The organism is Luteimonas rhizosphaerae (genome assembly GCF_002849595.1).
GTDB classification, from domain to species: Bacteria; Pseudomonadota; Gammaproteobacteria; order Xanthomonadales; family Xanthomonadaceae; genus Luteimonas; species Luteimonas cellulosilyticus.
The window spans coordinates 273,757-290,033 of sequence record NZ_NRQR01000026.1 but is presented as its reverse complement, the minus strand read 5'-3'; the positions used below and the strand labels follow the sequence as shown (position 1 = coordinate 290,033).

The window sequence follows — 16,277 nt, the reverse complement described above, 5'->3', positions numbered from 1 at the left end:
GTCACAGCGCGGTTGACAACGCTGTCAGCTTCGCCTCAAATGCCGGCCGAACACTGCCGTCGATCCGCAATTTCGCGGACGAACGCCAGCACGTACCCAGATTCGTGAGAATTCCTTGGGAGGGGAAAATCCATGAAGACACTGCATGCCGCGCCGAAGAAGCGGCTCCTGACCACTGCCCTGTTGCTTGCACTCGGATCGCCGGTCGCGGCCCAGGTCGTCGACGACACCACGCCGCCCGCCACGCAATCCAGCGATGACGCCACGACGCTCGACTCCGTCGTCGTCACCGGCATCCGTGGCAGCCTGACCTCGTCGATGAACCTGAAGCGGGATTCGCAGGGCATCGTCGACGGCATCGTCGCCGAGGACATCGGCAAGTTCCCCGACACCAACCTCGCCGAGTCGCTGCAGCGCATCTCCGGCGTGTCGATCGACCGCACCTCGAGCGGTGAAGGCTCCAAGGTCACGGTCCGCGGCGTCGGTCCCGACTTCAACCTGGTGCTGCTCAACGGCCGCCAGATGCCGGCCTCGAACCTCGGTCCCGGCGGCGGCGGCACGTCCAACTCGCGCGCGTTCGACTTCGCCAACCTGGCCTCGGAGTCCGTATCGGAAATCGAAGTCTTCAAGAGCAGCCGGGCCTCGACCCCGACGGGCGGCATCGGCGCGACGATCAACGTCAAGACCGCGCGCCCGCTCGACAACCCGGGCTTCAGTGCCAATGTCGGCCTCAAGGGCGTGCACGACACGTCGGTCGACAATCTTCCCGATACCTATCCGGGCAGCTCGATCACCGGCGAACTCTCGGGCATCTTCAGCAATACCTCGGCCGACGGCCGCTTCGGCGTCGCGTTGAGCGGCAGCTACCAGGAGCGCGACTCCGGCTTCAGCCAGGCCTCCGTGGCCGACGGCTGGGCGATGTTCCAGGGCGACGACACCGCATCGTGGAACCGCCTGCCGATGGCGGGCGAACCCGGTTTCGACCGCATCGAGAACCGCCCGGGTCCCGACACCATCTACGGCCGCCCGCAGAACACCGGCTACAGCGTCAACGGCGTGCAGCGCCAGCGCACCAATGGCCAGGCGACGTTCCAGTGGCAGCCGCTCGACAACGTGCGGACGACGCTCGACTACACCTATGCCGAGAACAAGGTGCAGCAGCAGCGCAACGAGCTCTCGGTGTGGTTCAACTACGGCCCCGGTGACAGCTCGTGGACCGACGGCCCGATCGCCGGTCCGATCGAATACGGCGAGGACAACGTCTCCTTCGACGAGAACGGCAATCCGGTCTACGCCGACATCGCGATGGGCGGCGTCGAGCTGGGCACGCGCAATACGCTCGAATCGGCGGGCTTCAACGTCGACTGGGACGTCAACGACGCGCTGAGCCTGCAGCTCGACTACCACAACTCGACGGCGGAGTCCCGCCCCGACAGCCCCTACGGTTCGGCCGGCGTGCTCGGCACGGCCGCGTTCCGTCGCGCGTCCACGTCGGTCGACTACACGGGCGACTTCCCGGTCCTGACGATCGGCCTGCCGCCGGGCGTCGATCAGATCGAAGCCTCGGATGTCGTGGTCACCGGTTCGGTGTTCCAGAACAGCTACAACGAATCCGAGATCGAGCAGCTCCAGGCCGGCGGCCGTTTCGAGTTCGAGAACTACTCGAACCTCGACTTCGGCGTGTCGATGACCGAGGTCAACAACCGCACCGCCTCGGCGGTGATGCAGCGTGATACCTGGGGCGGCGTGGGCAGTCCGGCCGACTACGACGACAGCATCTTCTACGGCGACGACATGTCGCGTTACTTCGGTGCGTTCGACGGTCACAACGACCCCCGCTTCACCGGCCGCTTCATGATGTTCGACTTCGCCCGCCTGCGCGAACGCGCCGGTGAGATCGCCGGTGACGATTCGCTGTACCGCGCGCCGACGGAGTTCACCGAGGACCTCCGCACCGAGGAGAAGTCCAGGGCCGCCTACGTGCAGTGGAGCACCGAGTTCGACTGGTCGATGCCGCTCCGGGTGGCCGCCGGCGTCCGCTACGAGGAAACCGATGTCACCTCCGACGCGTTGGCGCGCGTGGCCAACGGCATCAGCTGGGATTCGGCCAACGAGCTGAATGTCGTCTATGACGGCGAGCGCGACTTCATCAGCCAGACCGGCGAGTACGACCATTTCCTGCCGAGCCTCGATTTGAACCTCCAGGTCGCGGAGAACATGGTGCTGCGCGGCAGCTACAGCCAGACGATCGGCCGGCCGGGCTGGCAGCAGATCCAGGGCGGCCTGAGCCTGGCCAACATCGTGCGTATCGACGGTGGTGACGGCTCGCAGGGCAACCCAGGCCTCGAGCCGCTGAAGTCGACCAACTTCGACCTGTCGTTCGAGTGGTACTACGCCGAAGCGAGCTACGTGTCGGTGGGCTGGTTCCGCAAGAACATCGACAACTTCATCAGCGACACCATCGTCCGCGACACGCCGTTCGAGCTGCACACGCCGGTCGGCGGCACGTACTGGAACAACGCGATCGCCAATGGTTGCGGATCGTCGGACGCGGTCTGCATCCGCAACTACATCTTCCTCAACCACGCGGGTGACCCGGGCGTCACCTACACCGGCATCAACTCCAACGGTGAGCGGACGGGCAGCATCGTCGGCCTGGAGACGGACCCGATCGCCGGCTTCGACATCAACACGCCGGCCAACCAGCGCTCCGATTCGCTCGACGGCTGGGAGTTCAACGTCCAGCACATGTTCGGACCGAGCGGCTTCGGCGTCGCGGCGAACTACACGATGGTCGATTCGGGCCTGACGTTCGACAACAACAGCCTGGGCGACCAGTACCCGATGATCGGCCTGAGTGACTCGGCCAACGTCGTCGCGTTCTACGACAAGAACCAGTGGCAGGTGCGTGCGGCCTACAACTGGCGCGACGAGTTCCTGTCGGGCATCGGCGGCCAGGGTCCGAACCCGAACTACACCGAGGCCTACGGCCAGCTTGATCTCAACATCAGCTACCAGGTCACGCCGCAGTTCTCGCTGCATGCCGAGGCGATCAACCTCACCGACGAGACCTACCGCGTGCATGCGCGGCACACCAACCAGCTGCGCTTCGCGACGCAGACCGGTCCGCGCTACATGTTCGGCGCGCGCTACAGCTTCTGACGTCGCGACGCCGCCGCGTGCCTTCGGGTACGCGGCGGCGCTTCCCGGGTGACGCTATCCTGCGCTTCTCCTTCTGTACCCAGGGACAGACCGGCCCGATGACCCGTCACGTCCAGCTCGACCCCATCACCCATCGCGCCCTGCGCATCGACACCCGCCGCGCCGCCGCGCTCGGCGACGAGGTCATGCTGGCGCCGACGTTCCCCGGTGAGTTCCGGGAGCTGCAGGCGCACTACCCCATCGTGTTCCATGTCGAGAGCGCACGCGTCCAGCCGGTCGCGCTGCTCGGCCTGCAACAGGGACGCAATCTCTTCCTCTCCGACACCGGATGGGATGCCCATTACGTGCCGCTGGCGATCGAGCGACAGCCGTTCCTCGTCGGTGTCGATGGCGCCACCCGCACCCTGCATGTCGATCTCGACCATCCACGCGTGCAATCGTCGACGGGCGAGCCCGTGTTCCTCCCGCATGGCGGAACGACCGACTACCTGCAACGCATGCAGGCCGTGCTGGCCACGCTGCACGACGGTTTGTCGGACCTGCCGGCATTCGCCGAGTCCCTGCAGACCCATGCCTTGCTGGAACCGTTCGCGCTGGACGTGCGCCTCGACGACGGGCGTCAGCATCGGCTCGCCGGTTTCCACACCATCGACGAAAGCCGTCTCCGGGCGCTCGCGCCCGAGATCGTCGCCGCGCTGCATGCGGCCGGCCATCTGGAGCCGGTCTACATGGCGATGGCTTCGCTGTCGCGGTTGCGCGATCTCATCGAGCGCATGAATCGCAGGCATGCGCATGACTGATGCGATCGCCGAGCGCGACGATGTCCGCGCCGATGCCATTCCCGATGCGCTGCTGCGCGCGGACCGGCCCGTCGTGTTGCGCGGCCTGGTGACGGATTGGCCGATGGTGCAGGCCGCACGCGCGGGCAGCGTGGACGCGGCGACGTATCTGGCCGGCTTCGTGCGCCCGGGCGCACCGCCGGTCACGGCCACCGTCGGTCCACCGGAGATCGAAGGCCGCTTCTTCTACAGCGACGATCTGCTGGGCTTCAACTTCCGGCGTGAAGAGGTGCCGCTCGACGTGGCGCTGCGCACCCTGGTCAATTACCTCGACGCGCCTGCGCCGCCGGCGATCTACGTCGCGTCGACGACGATCGACACCTGGCTGCCCGGCTTCCGCGACGCCAACGTGCTCGCGCTCGGCGGACGCGACGCGCTCGCCAGCATCTGGATCGGCAACCGCACCCGGATCGCCGCGCACCAGGACCTCCCGGACAATCTCGCCTGCGTGGTCGCGGGCCGCCGCCGGGTCACGCTGTTCCCGCCCGAGCAGCTGCCGAATCTGTACATCGGCCCGCTGGACCTGACGCCTGCCGGCCAGCCGATCAGCCTCGTGGACTTCGCGGCGCCCGACATCGCGCGCTTCCCACGCTTCGCCGAAGCCCTGCAGCATGCCCAGGTCGCCGAACTGGAGCCGGGTGACGCGGTGCTGATCCCGTCGATGTGGTGGCATCACATGGAAGGGCTGACGCCGTTCAACGTGCTGGTGAACTACTGGTGGCGGCAATCCCCGGCCTGGATGGACACGCCGATGAACGCCCTGATGCTGGCGCTGATGACGGTGCGCGACCTGCCTCCTGCGCAGCGCGCGATCTGGCGCGACGTGTTCGATCACTACGTGTTCGAGCCCGGCGCACAGACTGCCGATCACGTGCCCGAACCCGCGCGCAACCTGCTGTCGCCGCTGGACGAGGCACGCGCCCGCCGGCTGCGCCAGCGGCTGCTGCAACGTCTCAACCGCTGACGGAAACCACGCATGCACGACATCCCGGCTTCGCACGACCCAGCGACAACGCCGATCCGGCGGATCGTCATCGCCGGCGGCGGCACCGCGGGCTGGATGGTCGCGGCCGGGCTGTCGCGCACGCTCGGCGCTCAACTCGACATCGTGCTGGTGGAATCCGACGAGATCCCCACCGTCGGCGTCGGCGAAGCGACCATCCCGACCCTCGTCACGTTCCATCGGGCGCTCGGCATCGACGAACGTGCCTTCATGGCCGCGACCCAGGCCACGTTCAAGCTCGGCATCCGTTTCGTCGACTGGCGCGCGCGCGGGCAGGAGTACGTGCATTCCTTCGGGACGACCGGCAAGGACCACTGGAGCGCCGGATTCCAGCACTTCTGGCGCGCGGGCCGCACGCGCGGGCTCGCCGGTGACTACGGCGACTACTGCCTGGAACTGCGCGCCGCGCTCGAGGACCGCTTCGCGCACCTGCCCGACAACGGCCTCAATTACGCCTTCCACATGGATGCCGGGTTGTACGCGCGCTTTCTACGCGGCTTCAGCGAGTCCCATGGCGCGCGCCGGATCGAAGGCCGGATCGCAGAGGTCCAGGCCGACCGCGAGGCAGGCCGTATCGAGGCGCTGGTGCTGGCGTCGGGCGAGCGCATCGAAGGCGATCTGTTCATCGATTGCACCGGGTTCCGCGGCCTGCTGATCGAACAGGCGCTCGGCGTCGGCTACGAGGACTGGTCGCACTGGCTGCTGTGCGACAGCGCGATCGCCGTGCAGACCACCTCGGTCGGCCCCGCGGTGCCCTACACCCGCTCGACGGCGCGCGAAGCCGGCTGGCAGTGGCGAATCCCGCTGCAGCACCGGGTCGGCAACGGCATCGTCTTCAGCAGCCGCCACACCGATGACGCGCAGGCACGGGACACCCTGCTCGCCGCCCTCGAGGGCGAGCGCCTGACCGATCCGCGTACGATCCGCTTCCGGCCCGGACAACGCGAGCGCAGCTGGCATGGCAACTGCGTCGCGATCGGCCTGTCGAGCGGCTTCCTCGAACCGCTGGAGTCCACCAGCATCCATCTGATCCAGCGCGGGATCGTGCGCCTGCTGCAGCTGTTCCCCACCGGCGGCATCCGCAAGACCGATGTCGACGAGTACAACCGGCAGTCGCGCGAGGAAACCGAACAGATCCGCGACTTCGTGATCCTCCACTACAAGGTCACCGATCGCGACGACACGCCGTTCTGGCGCGCCTGCCGCACGATGGACGTGCCCGAGGCGCTGCGGCATCGCATCGCCCTGTTCGGCGACAGTGGCCGCGTGTTCCGCGATGGTTTCGAGCTGTTCGCCGAGAACTCGTGGGTGCAGGTGATGCTCGGGCAGGGCCTGACGCCGCGCAGCCACCACCCGGTCGCGGACCTGATGAGCGACGAGGAACTGTCGCAGTTCCTCGGCAAGGTGCAGGAGCGGGTCGCGCGGACGTTGCAGCAGTTGCCCGCGCACGCACAGTACGTCCGCAACTACTGCCCAGCGGCTGCGGACTGAGCTGCGACGCCAGCAGTCACCCCGGCACCGGCCCCGTGGAGCGCCGGATCTGGAGCGCGTAGGGCAGCACCAGCGTCTCGCCTGCGTTGCTGTCGCGCACCGCCTTGAGCAGTTCCAGGCCGGCCAGTCGGCCCATCTCGCGGCTGGGCTGGCGCACCGTCGTCAGCGAGGGATAGATGTGGCGTGCGATGGGCATGTCGTCGAAGCCGCAGACCGACACGTCGCGCGGCACGGACAGGCCGCGCTCGCAGATCGCGCAGATCGCGCCGGCGGCCATGTCGTCGTTGGCGGCGAACACCGCGGTCGGGCGCAGCGGCAGATCGAGCAGCGCATTGGTCGCGTCGAAGCCCGATTCGTAGAAGAACTCGCCGGCGACGACCAGCGTCGGGTCGTAGTCGATGCCGGCCTGCTGCAGGCCGTCGCGATAGCCGGCCAGGCGCCAGCCGCTGGCGCCGTGCGCCGAATGGCCCTTGATGTGGGCGATGCGCCGGTGCCCGAGCGACGCGAGGTGCAGCACCATGTCGCGCGCGGCGCTGCGTTCGTCGACGACCGCGCCGATGCGCCGGTGCCGCTCCTGCGCCGACACGCTGGCATAGGGCACGCCGAGCTCGTCGAGGCGCGCGAGCAGCGTCGCGTCGTCGGTGATCGGCGGCGTCAGCACGACGCCGTCGAGCTGCGACTGCACGATCATCGATTCGACCTTGGCGACGATGTCGCTGGCCGTGTAGTCGACCGGGGCCAGCATCAGGTTGTAATGCTGCGACTGGCACGCGTCGAGCACGCCGAGCTCGACTTCCATCAGGTAGTTGCTCGACGGGTTGTCGTAGAGCATCGCGACCAGATACGAGCGCCGCCCGGCGAGCAGCCGGGCCGAGGCTAGCGGCCGGTACTGCAGCTTCTCGACGGCGGCCTCGACGGCCAGGCGGGTGTGCTCGGCGACGTTGGGCTCGTGGTTGAGCACGCGCGAGACCGTCTTCATCGACACGCCCGCGGCTTCTGCGACATCCTCGATCCGCACGCGCATGCTGTTCAATCCGGCCATCGTCGTCTCGGTCGCGCATTCTGCCAGAGCGACGGCGTGGCCGACGTCGCCATTGCGGTGTCGCACGCGCAGTCGCCGTGCACACGCCGGCGTCGCGTCTTGATGCCCTGCAGCAAGCGTCGGCGCGCGGTCGCCGGTATGCTAACCGCCCGCTGACAACGCTGTCATCGTTGTCGCCCGCCCGCTTCCCGTTGGACGCACGTCCGCCACGCGTCGCCCTGGAGTCCGCCGATGATCGCCCCGCCCCGCCCCGCCCACCGCCTGCGTCGCGCCCTGTTGCCGGCGATGCTCACCGCCTTCGTCTTCGGCCTGTCCGCCTGCGCGCGCGACAACGCGCCCGCCGCGTCGGCCACGCCCGATGCCGCGCCGACCACGGCCGCCGATGCCAACGCCGTCGATCCCGCGCAGTGGCCGCAGCCCGAGTGGCCGTTCCCGCAGGACGCCGCGCTCGAGAAGCAGGTCGACGACCTGCTCGCGACGATGACGGTCGAAGAGAAGGTCGGCCAGATCGTGCAGGGCGACATCGCCGACATCACGCCGGAAGACCTGCGCAAGTACCGTCTCGGCTCGATCCTCGCCGGCGGCAACTCCGATCCGGGCGGCCGCTACGACGCGACGCCCGCCGAGTGGCTGGCGCTGTCGGACGCCTACTGGGAGGCGTCGATGGACACCTCCGGCGGCGGCAAGGCGATCCCGGTGATCTTCGGCATCGACGCCGTGCACGGCCAGAGCAACATCGTCGGCGCGACGCTGTTTCCGCACAACATCGGCCTGGGCGCGACGCGCAACGCCGAGCTGATGCGCGAGATCGGTCGCGTCACCGCGATCGAAACCCGCACCACCGGCATGGAATGGGCGTTTGCTCCGACCGTCGCCGTCCCGCAGGACGACCGCTGGGGCCGCACGTACGAGGGCTACTCCGAATCACCGGATGTCGTCGCCGCGTTCGCGCCGGCCGTCGTCGAAGGCATGCAGGGCAAGGCCGGTTCGCCGGAGTTCCTCAACGACCACCACGTGATGGTGTCGGTCAAGCATTACCTCGGCGATGGCGGCACCGTCGGCGGCAAGGACCAGGGCGACACCCAGGTCACCGACGCGCAGCTGCGCGACATCCACGGCGCCGGCTATCCGCCGGCGATCGCGGCCGGCGCGCAGGCGGTCATGGCCTCGTTCAACAGCGTCCACGGCGCGCGCATGCACGGCCATCGCGCCCTGCTGACCGACGTGCTCAAGGACCGCATGAACTTCGGCGGCTTCGTCGTCGGCGACTGGAACGGCCACGGCCAGTTGCCGGGCTGCACGACCCACGACTGCGCGGCGACGTTCAACGCCGGCCTCGACATGGCGATGGCGCCCGACAGCTGGCGCCAGCTCTACGACAGCACCGTCAAGCACGTGACGTCGGGCGAGATCCCGATGGAACGCCTCGACGATGCCGTGCGCCGCATCCTGCGGGTCAAGTTCCGCATGGGCCTGTTCGATGCGCCCAAGCCGTCGGCGCGCGCGCTCGGCGGCAAGTTCGAGCTGCTCGGCGCGCCGGAGCATCGCGAGATCGCGCGACGCGCGGTGCGCGAGTCGCTGGTGCTGCTGAAGAACCAGGACGGCGTGCTGCCGCTGGCCGCGGACCAGAACGTGCTGGTCGCCGGCGACGGCGCCGACGATCTGGGCAAGCAGTCCGGCGGCTGGACGTTGAACTGGCAGGGCACCGGCACCAAGCGCGCCGACTATCCCAACGGCGACAGCATCTGGGACGGCATCCGCACCCAGGTCGAGGCAGCGGGCGGCACCGCCCAGCTCGCGGTCGACGGCCGCTACCGGCAGAAGCCCGACGTCGCCGTCGTCGTCTTCGGTGAGGATCCCTACGCGGAGTTCCTCGGCGACCTGCCGAACCTGCTGTACAAGCCCGGCGACGATGCCGACCTGGAGCTGATCAAGCGCCTGCGCGCCGACGGCGTGCCGGTCGTCGCGGTGTTCCTCAGCGGCCGCCCGCTGTGGATGAACCGCGAGATCAATGCCGCCAACGCCTTCGTCGCCGCATGGCTGCCGGGCTCGGAAGGCGCGGGTGTCGCCGACGTGCTGCTGCGCGGCGCGGACGGCCAGCCGCAGCACGACTTCAAGGGCAAGCTCAGCTTCTCGTGGCCCAAGCGCGCCGACCAGTACGTCAACAACGTCGGCATGGACGGCTACGACCCGCTGTTCGCGTTCGGGCACGGCCTGACCTATGCCGATGACGGCAACCTCGCCGCGCTGCCGGAAGAAGCCGGCGTCAGCGCCGAGGACGGCAAGAGCGCGGGCTACTTCGCGCGCGGCGTGCCGGGCCCGGGCGTGCGCCTGGTCGTCACCGGCGCCGATGGCCGCGGCGCCGACGTGCTGCATCCGCGCGTCGCGACGCCGGACGGCACGCTCACGCTCGCCGCGGTCGACTACCAGACCCAGGAAGGCGCGCGCCTACTGACCTGGACCGGCAACGCGACCGCCGAACTGCTGTCGCATTCGCCGTCCGACCTCAGCCGCGAGACCAACGGCGATTCGCTGCTGCTGGCCACGCTGCGCGTCGATGCGCTGCCGGCATCGGGCGACGTCGTGCTGTACGCGACCTGCGGCGACGACTGCAAGGCCGAACTGCCGGTCGGCGCGTGGCTGGGCACGCTGCCACGCGGCGAATGGGTGACGGCCGGCGTGCCGCTGAAGTGCCTGACCGCGGCCGGCCTCGATGCGACGCGCATCGGCACGCCATTCGCGGTGCGCGCACCGGCCGGGCTGACCCTGGGCCTGGCCGACATCCGCATCGGCACCGAAGCGACGCATCGTCTCGACTGCGACACGCCGTAACGCCGGTCGCGCGGTACCGACCGCGACACCGGTCCTTCGACGCCGCCCTCCGGGGCGGCGTCGTCGTTTCCACGCCCGCGTCCCAGGTCCCGCCATCGCAACGCTGCGTGCGTCCAGCCGCCACGCCAGGTTGCGGCGACACGCCTAGACTCGGACCTCCCTTCCGGCGGACTCCCCCCATGATCGATTTCTACTACTGGCCCACTCCGAACGGCCACAAGGTGTCGCTGTTCCTTGAAGAGGCCGGGCTCGACTACACCCTGCGGCCCGTCAACATCGGCAAGGGCGACCAGTTCAAGCCGGAGTTCCTCGCGATCTCGCCGAACAACAAGATGCCGGCGATCGTCGACCACGCACCCGCCGATGGCGGCGATCCGGTGCCGCTGTTCGAATCCGGCGCGATCCTGCTGTATCTCGCCGACAAGACCGGCCGCTTCCTCGACGGCGATCCGCGCGTGCGCATGCAGACCTTCGAGTGGCTGTTCTGGCAGGTCGCCGGGCTCGGCCCGATGACCGGCCAGTACGGACACTTCAACGTCTATGCGCCGGAGAAGATCGACTACGCGATCGAGCGCTACACCAACGAGGCCAACCGCCTGCTGCAGGTGCTCGACACCCGCCTGCAGGGCCGCGCGTTCCTGGCCGGCGACGACTACTCGATCGCCGACATGGCGACGTACCCCTGGATCGGCGTCTACGACAAGGCCCCGATCGACATGACGCCCTTCCCCGACGTCCAGCGCTGGCACGCGGCGATCGCGGCGCGTCCGGCCACGCAGCGCGCGTACGCGCTGGCGACGCAGGTCAATCCGGATGCCGGCAAGCCGATGAGCGACGAGGAGAAGAAGCTGCTGTTCGGGCAGGGCCGTCGCTGACGCCCCCGGTTGCGTAGAACCGGGGCCGTGCCCCGACGGTGCGCAGGCCACGTGCCTGCCGCCGTCGACGGGCGTGGCCTGCGGCCCTGCGCTGCACACCGTCCGGCCGCAGGTGCCTCGCATGCGGGCCTGGCCGGACCGCGGGACACGCCGCGGCGTCCGCGTCGGATGACGCGTCGAGGACCCGCGTGGGCCACCCGATACACTGGCGCCTTCGCACCCGTGGACCCGCCATGCGCTCCGTACTTGCCGCTGCCGCCCTGATGATCGCCACCTCCGCTTCCCTCGCTGCCACGCCGCCCGCCTCCGGCGGTCTCACGCTCGAAGCCATCACCGGCGATGCGCCGCTGTCGGGGCCGACGCTGATGAAGCCGCAGGTCGCACCGGACGGCTCGCGCGTGACATTCCTGCGCGGCAAGGACGACAACCGCAACCAGCTCGACCTGTGGGAATACGACATCGCCAGCGGGCAGACGCGGATGCTGGTCGATTCCAAGGTCGTGCTGCCGGGCGAGGAAACGCTCAGCGATGCCGAGAAGGCGCGCCGCGAACGCCAGCGCATTGCCGGGCAATCCGGCATCGTCGATTACCAGTGGGCACCGGACGCGCAGCGGCTGCTGTTTCCGCTCGGCGGCGAGCTGTATCTCTACGATCTGGCGAAGACCGGCCGCGAGGCCGTGCGCCAGCTGACCCGGGGCGAGGGGTTCGCGACCGATCCCAAGCTGTCGCCGCTGGGCGGTTTCGTCAGCTTCGTCCGCGACCGCAACCTGTGGGTGATCGACCTGGCCGACGGCACGTCGCGCCAGCTGACGCACGACGGCAGCGACGTCATCGGCAACGGCGTCGCCGAGTTCGTCGCCGACGAGGAGATGGACCGCCACACGGGTTACTGGTGGGCGCCCGATGACAGCGCGATCGCCTACGCGCGCATCGACGAATCACCGGTGCCGGTGCAGAAGCGCTACGAGGTCTATCCCGATCGCACCGACGTCGTTGAGCAGCGCTACCCCGCCGCCGGCGACGACAACGTGCGCGTGACCCTGCATGTCGTCGCGCCGCAGGGCGGTGCAATCACGGACGTCGATCTCGGCAGCAACACCGACATCTACCTCGCGCGCGTGCAGTGGCGCGATGCGCAGCGCCTGACCTTCCAGCGCCAGTCGCGCGACCAGCAGACGCTCGAACTCATCGAGACCACGCTCGCCACCGGTGCGCAGCGCACCCTGGTTACCGAGCGCAGCCGCACCTGGGTGCCGCTGCACAACAGCCTGCGCTTCCTCGATGACGGGCGCTTCGTGTGGTCGTCCGAGCGCGACGGCTTCCAGCATCTCTATCTCGCATCCGAAGACGGGCGCCGGATGACCCAGCTCACCACGGGCGACTGGCCGGTCGACGAACTGCTGGCCGTCGACCCCGAGGCAGGCCTGGTGTATTTCCGCGCCGGCCTGTCGCTCGACGGCGACACGCCGACGCCGCTGCCGACCGAGTCGCGCCTGTTTTCGGTGCCGCTGGCCGGCGGCCCGCTGCGCGCGCTGTCGCGCGAGCCGGGCATGCACGGCGCGAGCTTCGCGCGCAACGCCTCGGTCTACGTCGACAGCTGGTCGAACACCACTACGCCGCCGCAGATCGCGCTGCACCGCGCCGACGGCACCCGGCTCGCGACCCTGGTCGAGAACGACCTGGCCGCGCCCGATCACCCCTATGCACCCTTCCTCGCCGCGCACCGGCCGACCGAATTCGGCACGCTGCCCGCCGCCGACGGCCGCACGCCGTTGCACTACTCGCTGATCAAGCCGGCGGATTTCGATGAGACCAAGCCGCATCCGGTCGTCGTGTTCGTCTACGGCGGTCCGGCCGCGCAGACCGTGCTCAATGCCTGGCCCGGGCGCGCCGACGCCAGCTTCCACCAGGTCCTCGCGCAGCAGGGCTACGTCGTGTTCTCGCTCGACAACCGCGGCACGCCGCGCCGCGGCCGCGACTTCGGCGGCGCGCTGTACGGCAAGCAGGGCACGGTGGAGGTCGACGACCAGGTCCGCGGCGTCGACTGGCTGAAGTCGCAGCCCTGGGTCGACGGCGACCGTATCGCCGTCAACGGCTGGTCGAACGGCGGCTACATGACGCTGATGCTGCTGGCCAAGGCCCCGGAGGCCTACGCCTGCGGCATCGCCGGCGCGCCGGTCGCCGACTGGGCGCTCTACGACACGCACTACACCGAGCGCTACATGAACCTGCCGACGGCCAACGTCGACGGCTACCGCGAAGCCAGCGTGTTCACCCACGCCGACAACATCAGGCCCAACGCGCTGCTGCTGATCCACGGCATGGCCGACGACAACGTGCTGTTCACCAACGCCACGCAGCTGATGAGCCAGTTGCAGCAGGCCGGCACCCCGTTCGAACTGATGACGTATCCCGGCGCGAAGCACGGTCTGCGCGGACGTGATGCGCTGCATCGCTATCGCACCAGCGAGGCGTTCTTCGCGCGGTGCCTGGCGCCCTGACCGCGCACGCCGGAGGCACACGCATGGCCGCGATTCCGCCTCCACTGCCGCCGCGCCCTGCCTCCGTGCCGCCTCCGCGGCGCGGCTGGTGGCAGCGCCACTGGACGTGGGCACTGCCGGTCACCGTCCTGACGTTCGTCGTGCTGGCGGCGGCGTTCGTCGCGATCGTGCTGTTCGCGATCCGCGGCTCGATGCTCCGCTCGGACGTCTACGCGGATGCACTGGCCCGGGCGCGCGCGCATCCTCGACTCGTCGCGACCCTCGGCACGCCGATCACAGCCGGCTTCATGCCGACGGGGTCGATCAGCACGTCGACCGACGACGGTGGCTCGGGCCGGGCGGATCTCCTGATCGGCATCGACGGCCCGCGCGGTGCAGGTCGCCTCATCGCCACGGCCGAGCGCCGGCAGGGTGCATGGACCTGGGAATTGCTGCTGTACGTTTCGGGCGACGACGAGCGCCCGCAACTCATCACCATCGCCGAGGCGGACACGCCGGTCGAACCGCACGCATTGCCGGCGCCGTGACCTCCGGCATTGCCGGTCTGCGCACGGACGGCGTAGGGTCGGGCCCTGTCCTCGCCACCTGGAACGCCGATGAAACCGCTCGTCCTCGCGATCGCCCTGTCCCTCGCCACGCCCCTCGCCGCCCTCGCCCACACCGATGACGCCAGGGCCGCGACCTCCGCGCCGCAGGCCGGATCGCCGGCCTGGGTGACGCGCAGCAACGAACTGTCGCAGATCCTGATCGACGCCCAGGCGCCGTTCCAGCCCGAATCCGCAGGCTTCTTCGGCGTGCCCGGCTACGACGACCAGGTCGCCGACTTCGGTCCCGACAACGCCCGTCGCTACCGCGACGCGATGACCGCGGCGCGCGCCAGGTTGCAGACGCAGCTCGAACTCGAGCGCGATGCCAACGTGCGCCAGGACCTGCAGATCCTGCTCACCAGCATCGACCAGAGCATCGAGGGCAGCACGCTCGGCGAACGCTACCTGCTGCCGTGGACCGATGCGCCGCAACTGATCTTCGGCGGCATCAACGGCCTGCTGTCGACACAGACGCCGCCCGAGCGGCGCGCGCATGCGCTCGCCCGCCTGCAGCGCTATGCCGGCCTCACCGAAGGCAGCACACCGATCACCACCCTCGCCCGCCAGCGCTATGAAGAGCGCCTGTCGAACCCGGACCTGCTGCAGCCCACGAAGCTCGAGGTGCAGCGCGCGCTCGACAGCGCCGACACCTACATCGCCGGCATCCGCAAACTCTTCGAGGAATACGGGATCGAGGGCGCCGAGCCTGCCCTCGAGGCGATCGCGAAGGAAATCACCGCCTACGCCGACTGGACCCGCACCACCGTGCTGCCGAAGGCGCGCGACGACACGCGCCTGCCGCCGGAACTCTATGCGTTCGGGCTCAAGCAGTACGGCACCGACATCGATCCGCAACTGCTGATGCAGCGCGCGCAGCTGGCCTTCATGGAGATCCGCGCGCAGATGCAGCAGCTCGCGCCGCTGGTGGCGAAGGAAAAGGGCATCGATGCGACCGACTACCGCGAGGTCATCGCCGCGCTCAAGCGCGACACGATTCCCAATGCGCGCCTGGAAGCGAGCTATCGCGAAGTCATCGATGCGATCGATCCGATCATCGAACGCGAGAACATCGTCGACGTGCCGCAGCGCGAGATGCAGATGCGCTTGGGCTCGGACGCCGAATCGGCCGCGCAGCCCGCGCCGCATTTCCGTCCCGCGCCGCTGGTCGGCAATACCGGCCAGCAGGGCACGTTCGTGCTGCCGGTCGGCAATCCCGGGGGCGACGGCGAGAGCGCAGCCTACGACGACTTCAACTTCGACGCGGTGCGCTGGACGCTGTCGGCGCACGAGGGCCGGCCCGGCCACGAGCTGCAGTTCACCGCGATGGTCGAACGCGGCGTCTCGCTGGCACGCTCGATGTTCGCGTTCAACTCGGTCAACGTCGAAGGCTGGGCGCTGTATGCCGAAGCCGAACTGGTGCCGTACGAACCGCTGGACGGCCAGCTGATCGCGCTGCAGTTCCGGCTGATGCGCGCCGCGCGCGCGATGCTCGACCCCATGCTCAACCTCGGCATGATCGACCGCGAACACGCCGGTCGCGTGCTGACCGACGAGGTCATGCTGTCGCCGGCGATGGCGCGTCAGGAACTCGACCGCTACACCTTCAACGCACCGGGCCAAGCGACGAGCTACTTCTACGGTTACACACGCATCCTCGAACTGCGCATGCGCACCGAACTCGCGCTCGGCGACAAGTTCGACCGCCGCGCGTTCAACAACTTCCTGCTCGACCAGGGCCTGCTGCCGCCCGACCAGTTGGCCGAAGCGGTGGAAACGGTCTTCATTCCGGCGCAGCAGCGCCGCTGACCGCTGCGTCTCGATCCGCCGTGGCCCGCCGGTGCGCCGGCGGGTCGCGCGCGAGCGCTCCCAAGAAGGGCGCCGCGCCTGCCGGTCGCCCGCAGATGCGACGCCGCCCGGCAAAGTACCTTCTGTAGGAGCGCGCGCG

The 16,277-nt window shown here is 69.1% G+C and carries 10 protein-coding genes; 9 read left to right on the top strand and 1 reads right to left on the bottom strand.

Translation table 11 applies throughout. From position 1 onward, the window contains the following. Positions 1–132 precede the first annotated feature (132 nt). The 4 genes from CJ022_RS14670 (at position 133) to CJ022_RS14655 (ending at position 6,495) form a co-directional block, all read left to right on the top strand. On the top strand, positions 133–3,162 hold the full coding sequence (locus CJ022_RS14670) for a TonB-dependent receptor (protein WP_101927356.1): 3,030 nt from the start codon (positions 133–135) through the stop codon (positions 3,160–3,162). 98 nt (positions 3,163–3,260) lie between these two features. Beyond that, entirely contained in the window at positions 3,261–3,962 is a 702-nt protein-coding gene (locus tag CJ022_RS14665) for a SapC family protein (RefSeq protein ID WP_101927355.1), read from the top strand. Next, positions 3,955–4,965: a cupin-like domain-containing protein gene (locus tag CJ022_RS14660; protein ID WP_101927577.1), complete on the top strand. Its 1,011-nt coding sequence runs from the start codon at positions 3,955–3,957 to the stop codon at positions 4,963–4,965. Before CJ022_RS14665 ends, CJ022_RS14660 begins: the two co-directional genes overlap by 8 nt. Positions 4,966–4,977: 12 nt before the next feature. After that, positions 4,978–6,495 (top strand): tryptophan halogenase family protein, encoded by a 1,518-nt coding sequence (locus CJ022_RS14655; RefSeq protein ID WP_101927354.1) that lies wholly within the window; start codon positions 4,978–4,980, stop codon positions 6,493–6,495. Positions 6,496–6,511: 16 nt separating this feature from the next. Here the strand turns inward: CJ022_RS14655 and CJ022_RS14650 are convergent, their stop codons facing one another. Then, the gene (locus CJ022_RS14650; RefSeq protein ID WP_233198820.1) at positions 6,512–7,537 is read right to left on the bottom strand and encodes a LacI family DNA-binding transcriptional regulator; all 1,026 of its coding nucleotides are present in this window, start codon (positions 7,535–7,537) and stop codon (positions 6,512–6,514) included. 231 nt (positions 7,538–7,768) lie between these two features. Between CJ022_RS14650 and CJ022_RS14645 the strand changes: the two genes are divergently transcribed. The 5 genes from CJ022_RS14645 to CJ022_RS14625 all read left to right on the top strand — a co-directional run bounded on the left by CJ022_RS14645 (position 7,769) and on the right by CJ022_RS14625 (position 16,138). Next, positions 7,769–10,369 carry a glycoside hydrolase family 3 N-terminal domain-containing protein gene (locus CJ022_RS14645; RefSeq protein WP_458351497.1) on the top strand — a complete coding sequence of 867 codons (2,601 nt, stop codon included), beginning with the start codon at positions 7,769–7,771 and terminating at the stop codon, positions 10,367–10,369. A gap of 179 nt (positions 10,370–10,548) precedes the next feature. After that, the gene (locus tag CJ022_RS14640) at positions 10,549–11,244 is read left to right on the top strand and encodes a glutathione binding-like protein (RefSeq protein WP_101927353.1); all 696 of its coding nucleotides are present in this window, start codon (positions 10,549–10,551) and stop codon (positions 11,242–11,244) included. A 233-nt stretch (positions 11,245–11,477) separates the two neighbouring features. Next, positions 11,478–13,745: a S9 family peptidase gene (locus CJ022_RS14635; RefSeq protein ID WP_101927352.1), complete on the top strand. Its 2,268-nt coding sequence runs from the start codon at positions 11,478–11,480 to the stop codon at positions 13,743–13,745. A gap of 65 nt (positions 13,746–13,810) precedes the next feature. Next, positions 13,811–14,272: a cytochrome c oxidase assembly factor Coa1 family protein gene (locus CJ022_RS14630; protein ID WP_158238436.1), complete on the top strand. Its 462-nt coding sequence runs from the start codon at positions 13,811–13,813 to the stop codon at positions 14,270–14,272. A 69-nt stretch (positions 14,273–14,341) separates the two neighbouring features. After that, positions 14,342–16,138, top strand: a complete 1,797-nt coding sequence (locus tag CJ022_RS14625) for a DUF885 domain-containing protein (protein WP_101927350.1) — start codon at positions 14,342–14,344, stop codon at positions 16,136–16,138. Positions 16,139–16,277 lie beyond the last annotated feature (139 nt).

Bases quoted from the DNA above. Each gene is read 5' to 3' on its own strand.
- CJ022_RS14670 (WP_101927356.1), top strand. From the start codon at position 133: ATGAAGACACTGCATGCCGCGCCGAAGAAGCGGCTCCTGACCACTGCC.
- CJ022_RS14665 (WP_101927355.1), top strand. From the start codon at position 3,261: ATGACCCGTCACGTCCAGCTCGACCCCATCACCCATCGCGCCCTGCGC.
- CJ022_RS14660 (WP_101927577.1), top strand. From the start codon at position 3,955: ATGACTGATGCGATCGCCGAGCGCGACGATGTCCGCGCCGATGCCATT.
- CJ022_RS14655 (WP_101927354.1), top strand. From the start codon at position 4,978: ATGCACGACATCCCGGCTTCGCACGACCCAGCGACAACGCCGATCCGG.
- CJ022_RS14650 (WP_233198820.1), bottom strand. From the start codon at position 7,537: ATGGCCGGATTGAACAGCATGCGCGTGCGGATCGAGGATGTCGCAGAA.
- CJ022_RS14645 (WP_458351497.1), top strand. From the start codon at position 7,769: ATGATCGCCCCGCCCCGCCCCGCCCACCGCCTGCGTCGCGCCCTGTTG.
- CJ022_RS14640 (WP_101927353.1), top strand. From the start codon at position 10,549: ATGATCGATTTCTACTACTGGCCCACTCCGAACGGCCACAAGGTGTCG.
- CJ022_RS14635 (WP_101927352.1), top strand. From the start codon at position 11,478: ATGCGCTCCGTACTTGCCGCTGCCGCCCTGATGATCGCCACCTCCGCT.
- CJ022_RS14625 (WP_101927350.1), top strand. From the start codon at position 14,342: ATGAAACCGCTCGTCCTCGCGATCGCCCTGTCCCTCGCCACGCCCCTC.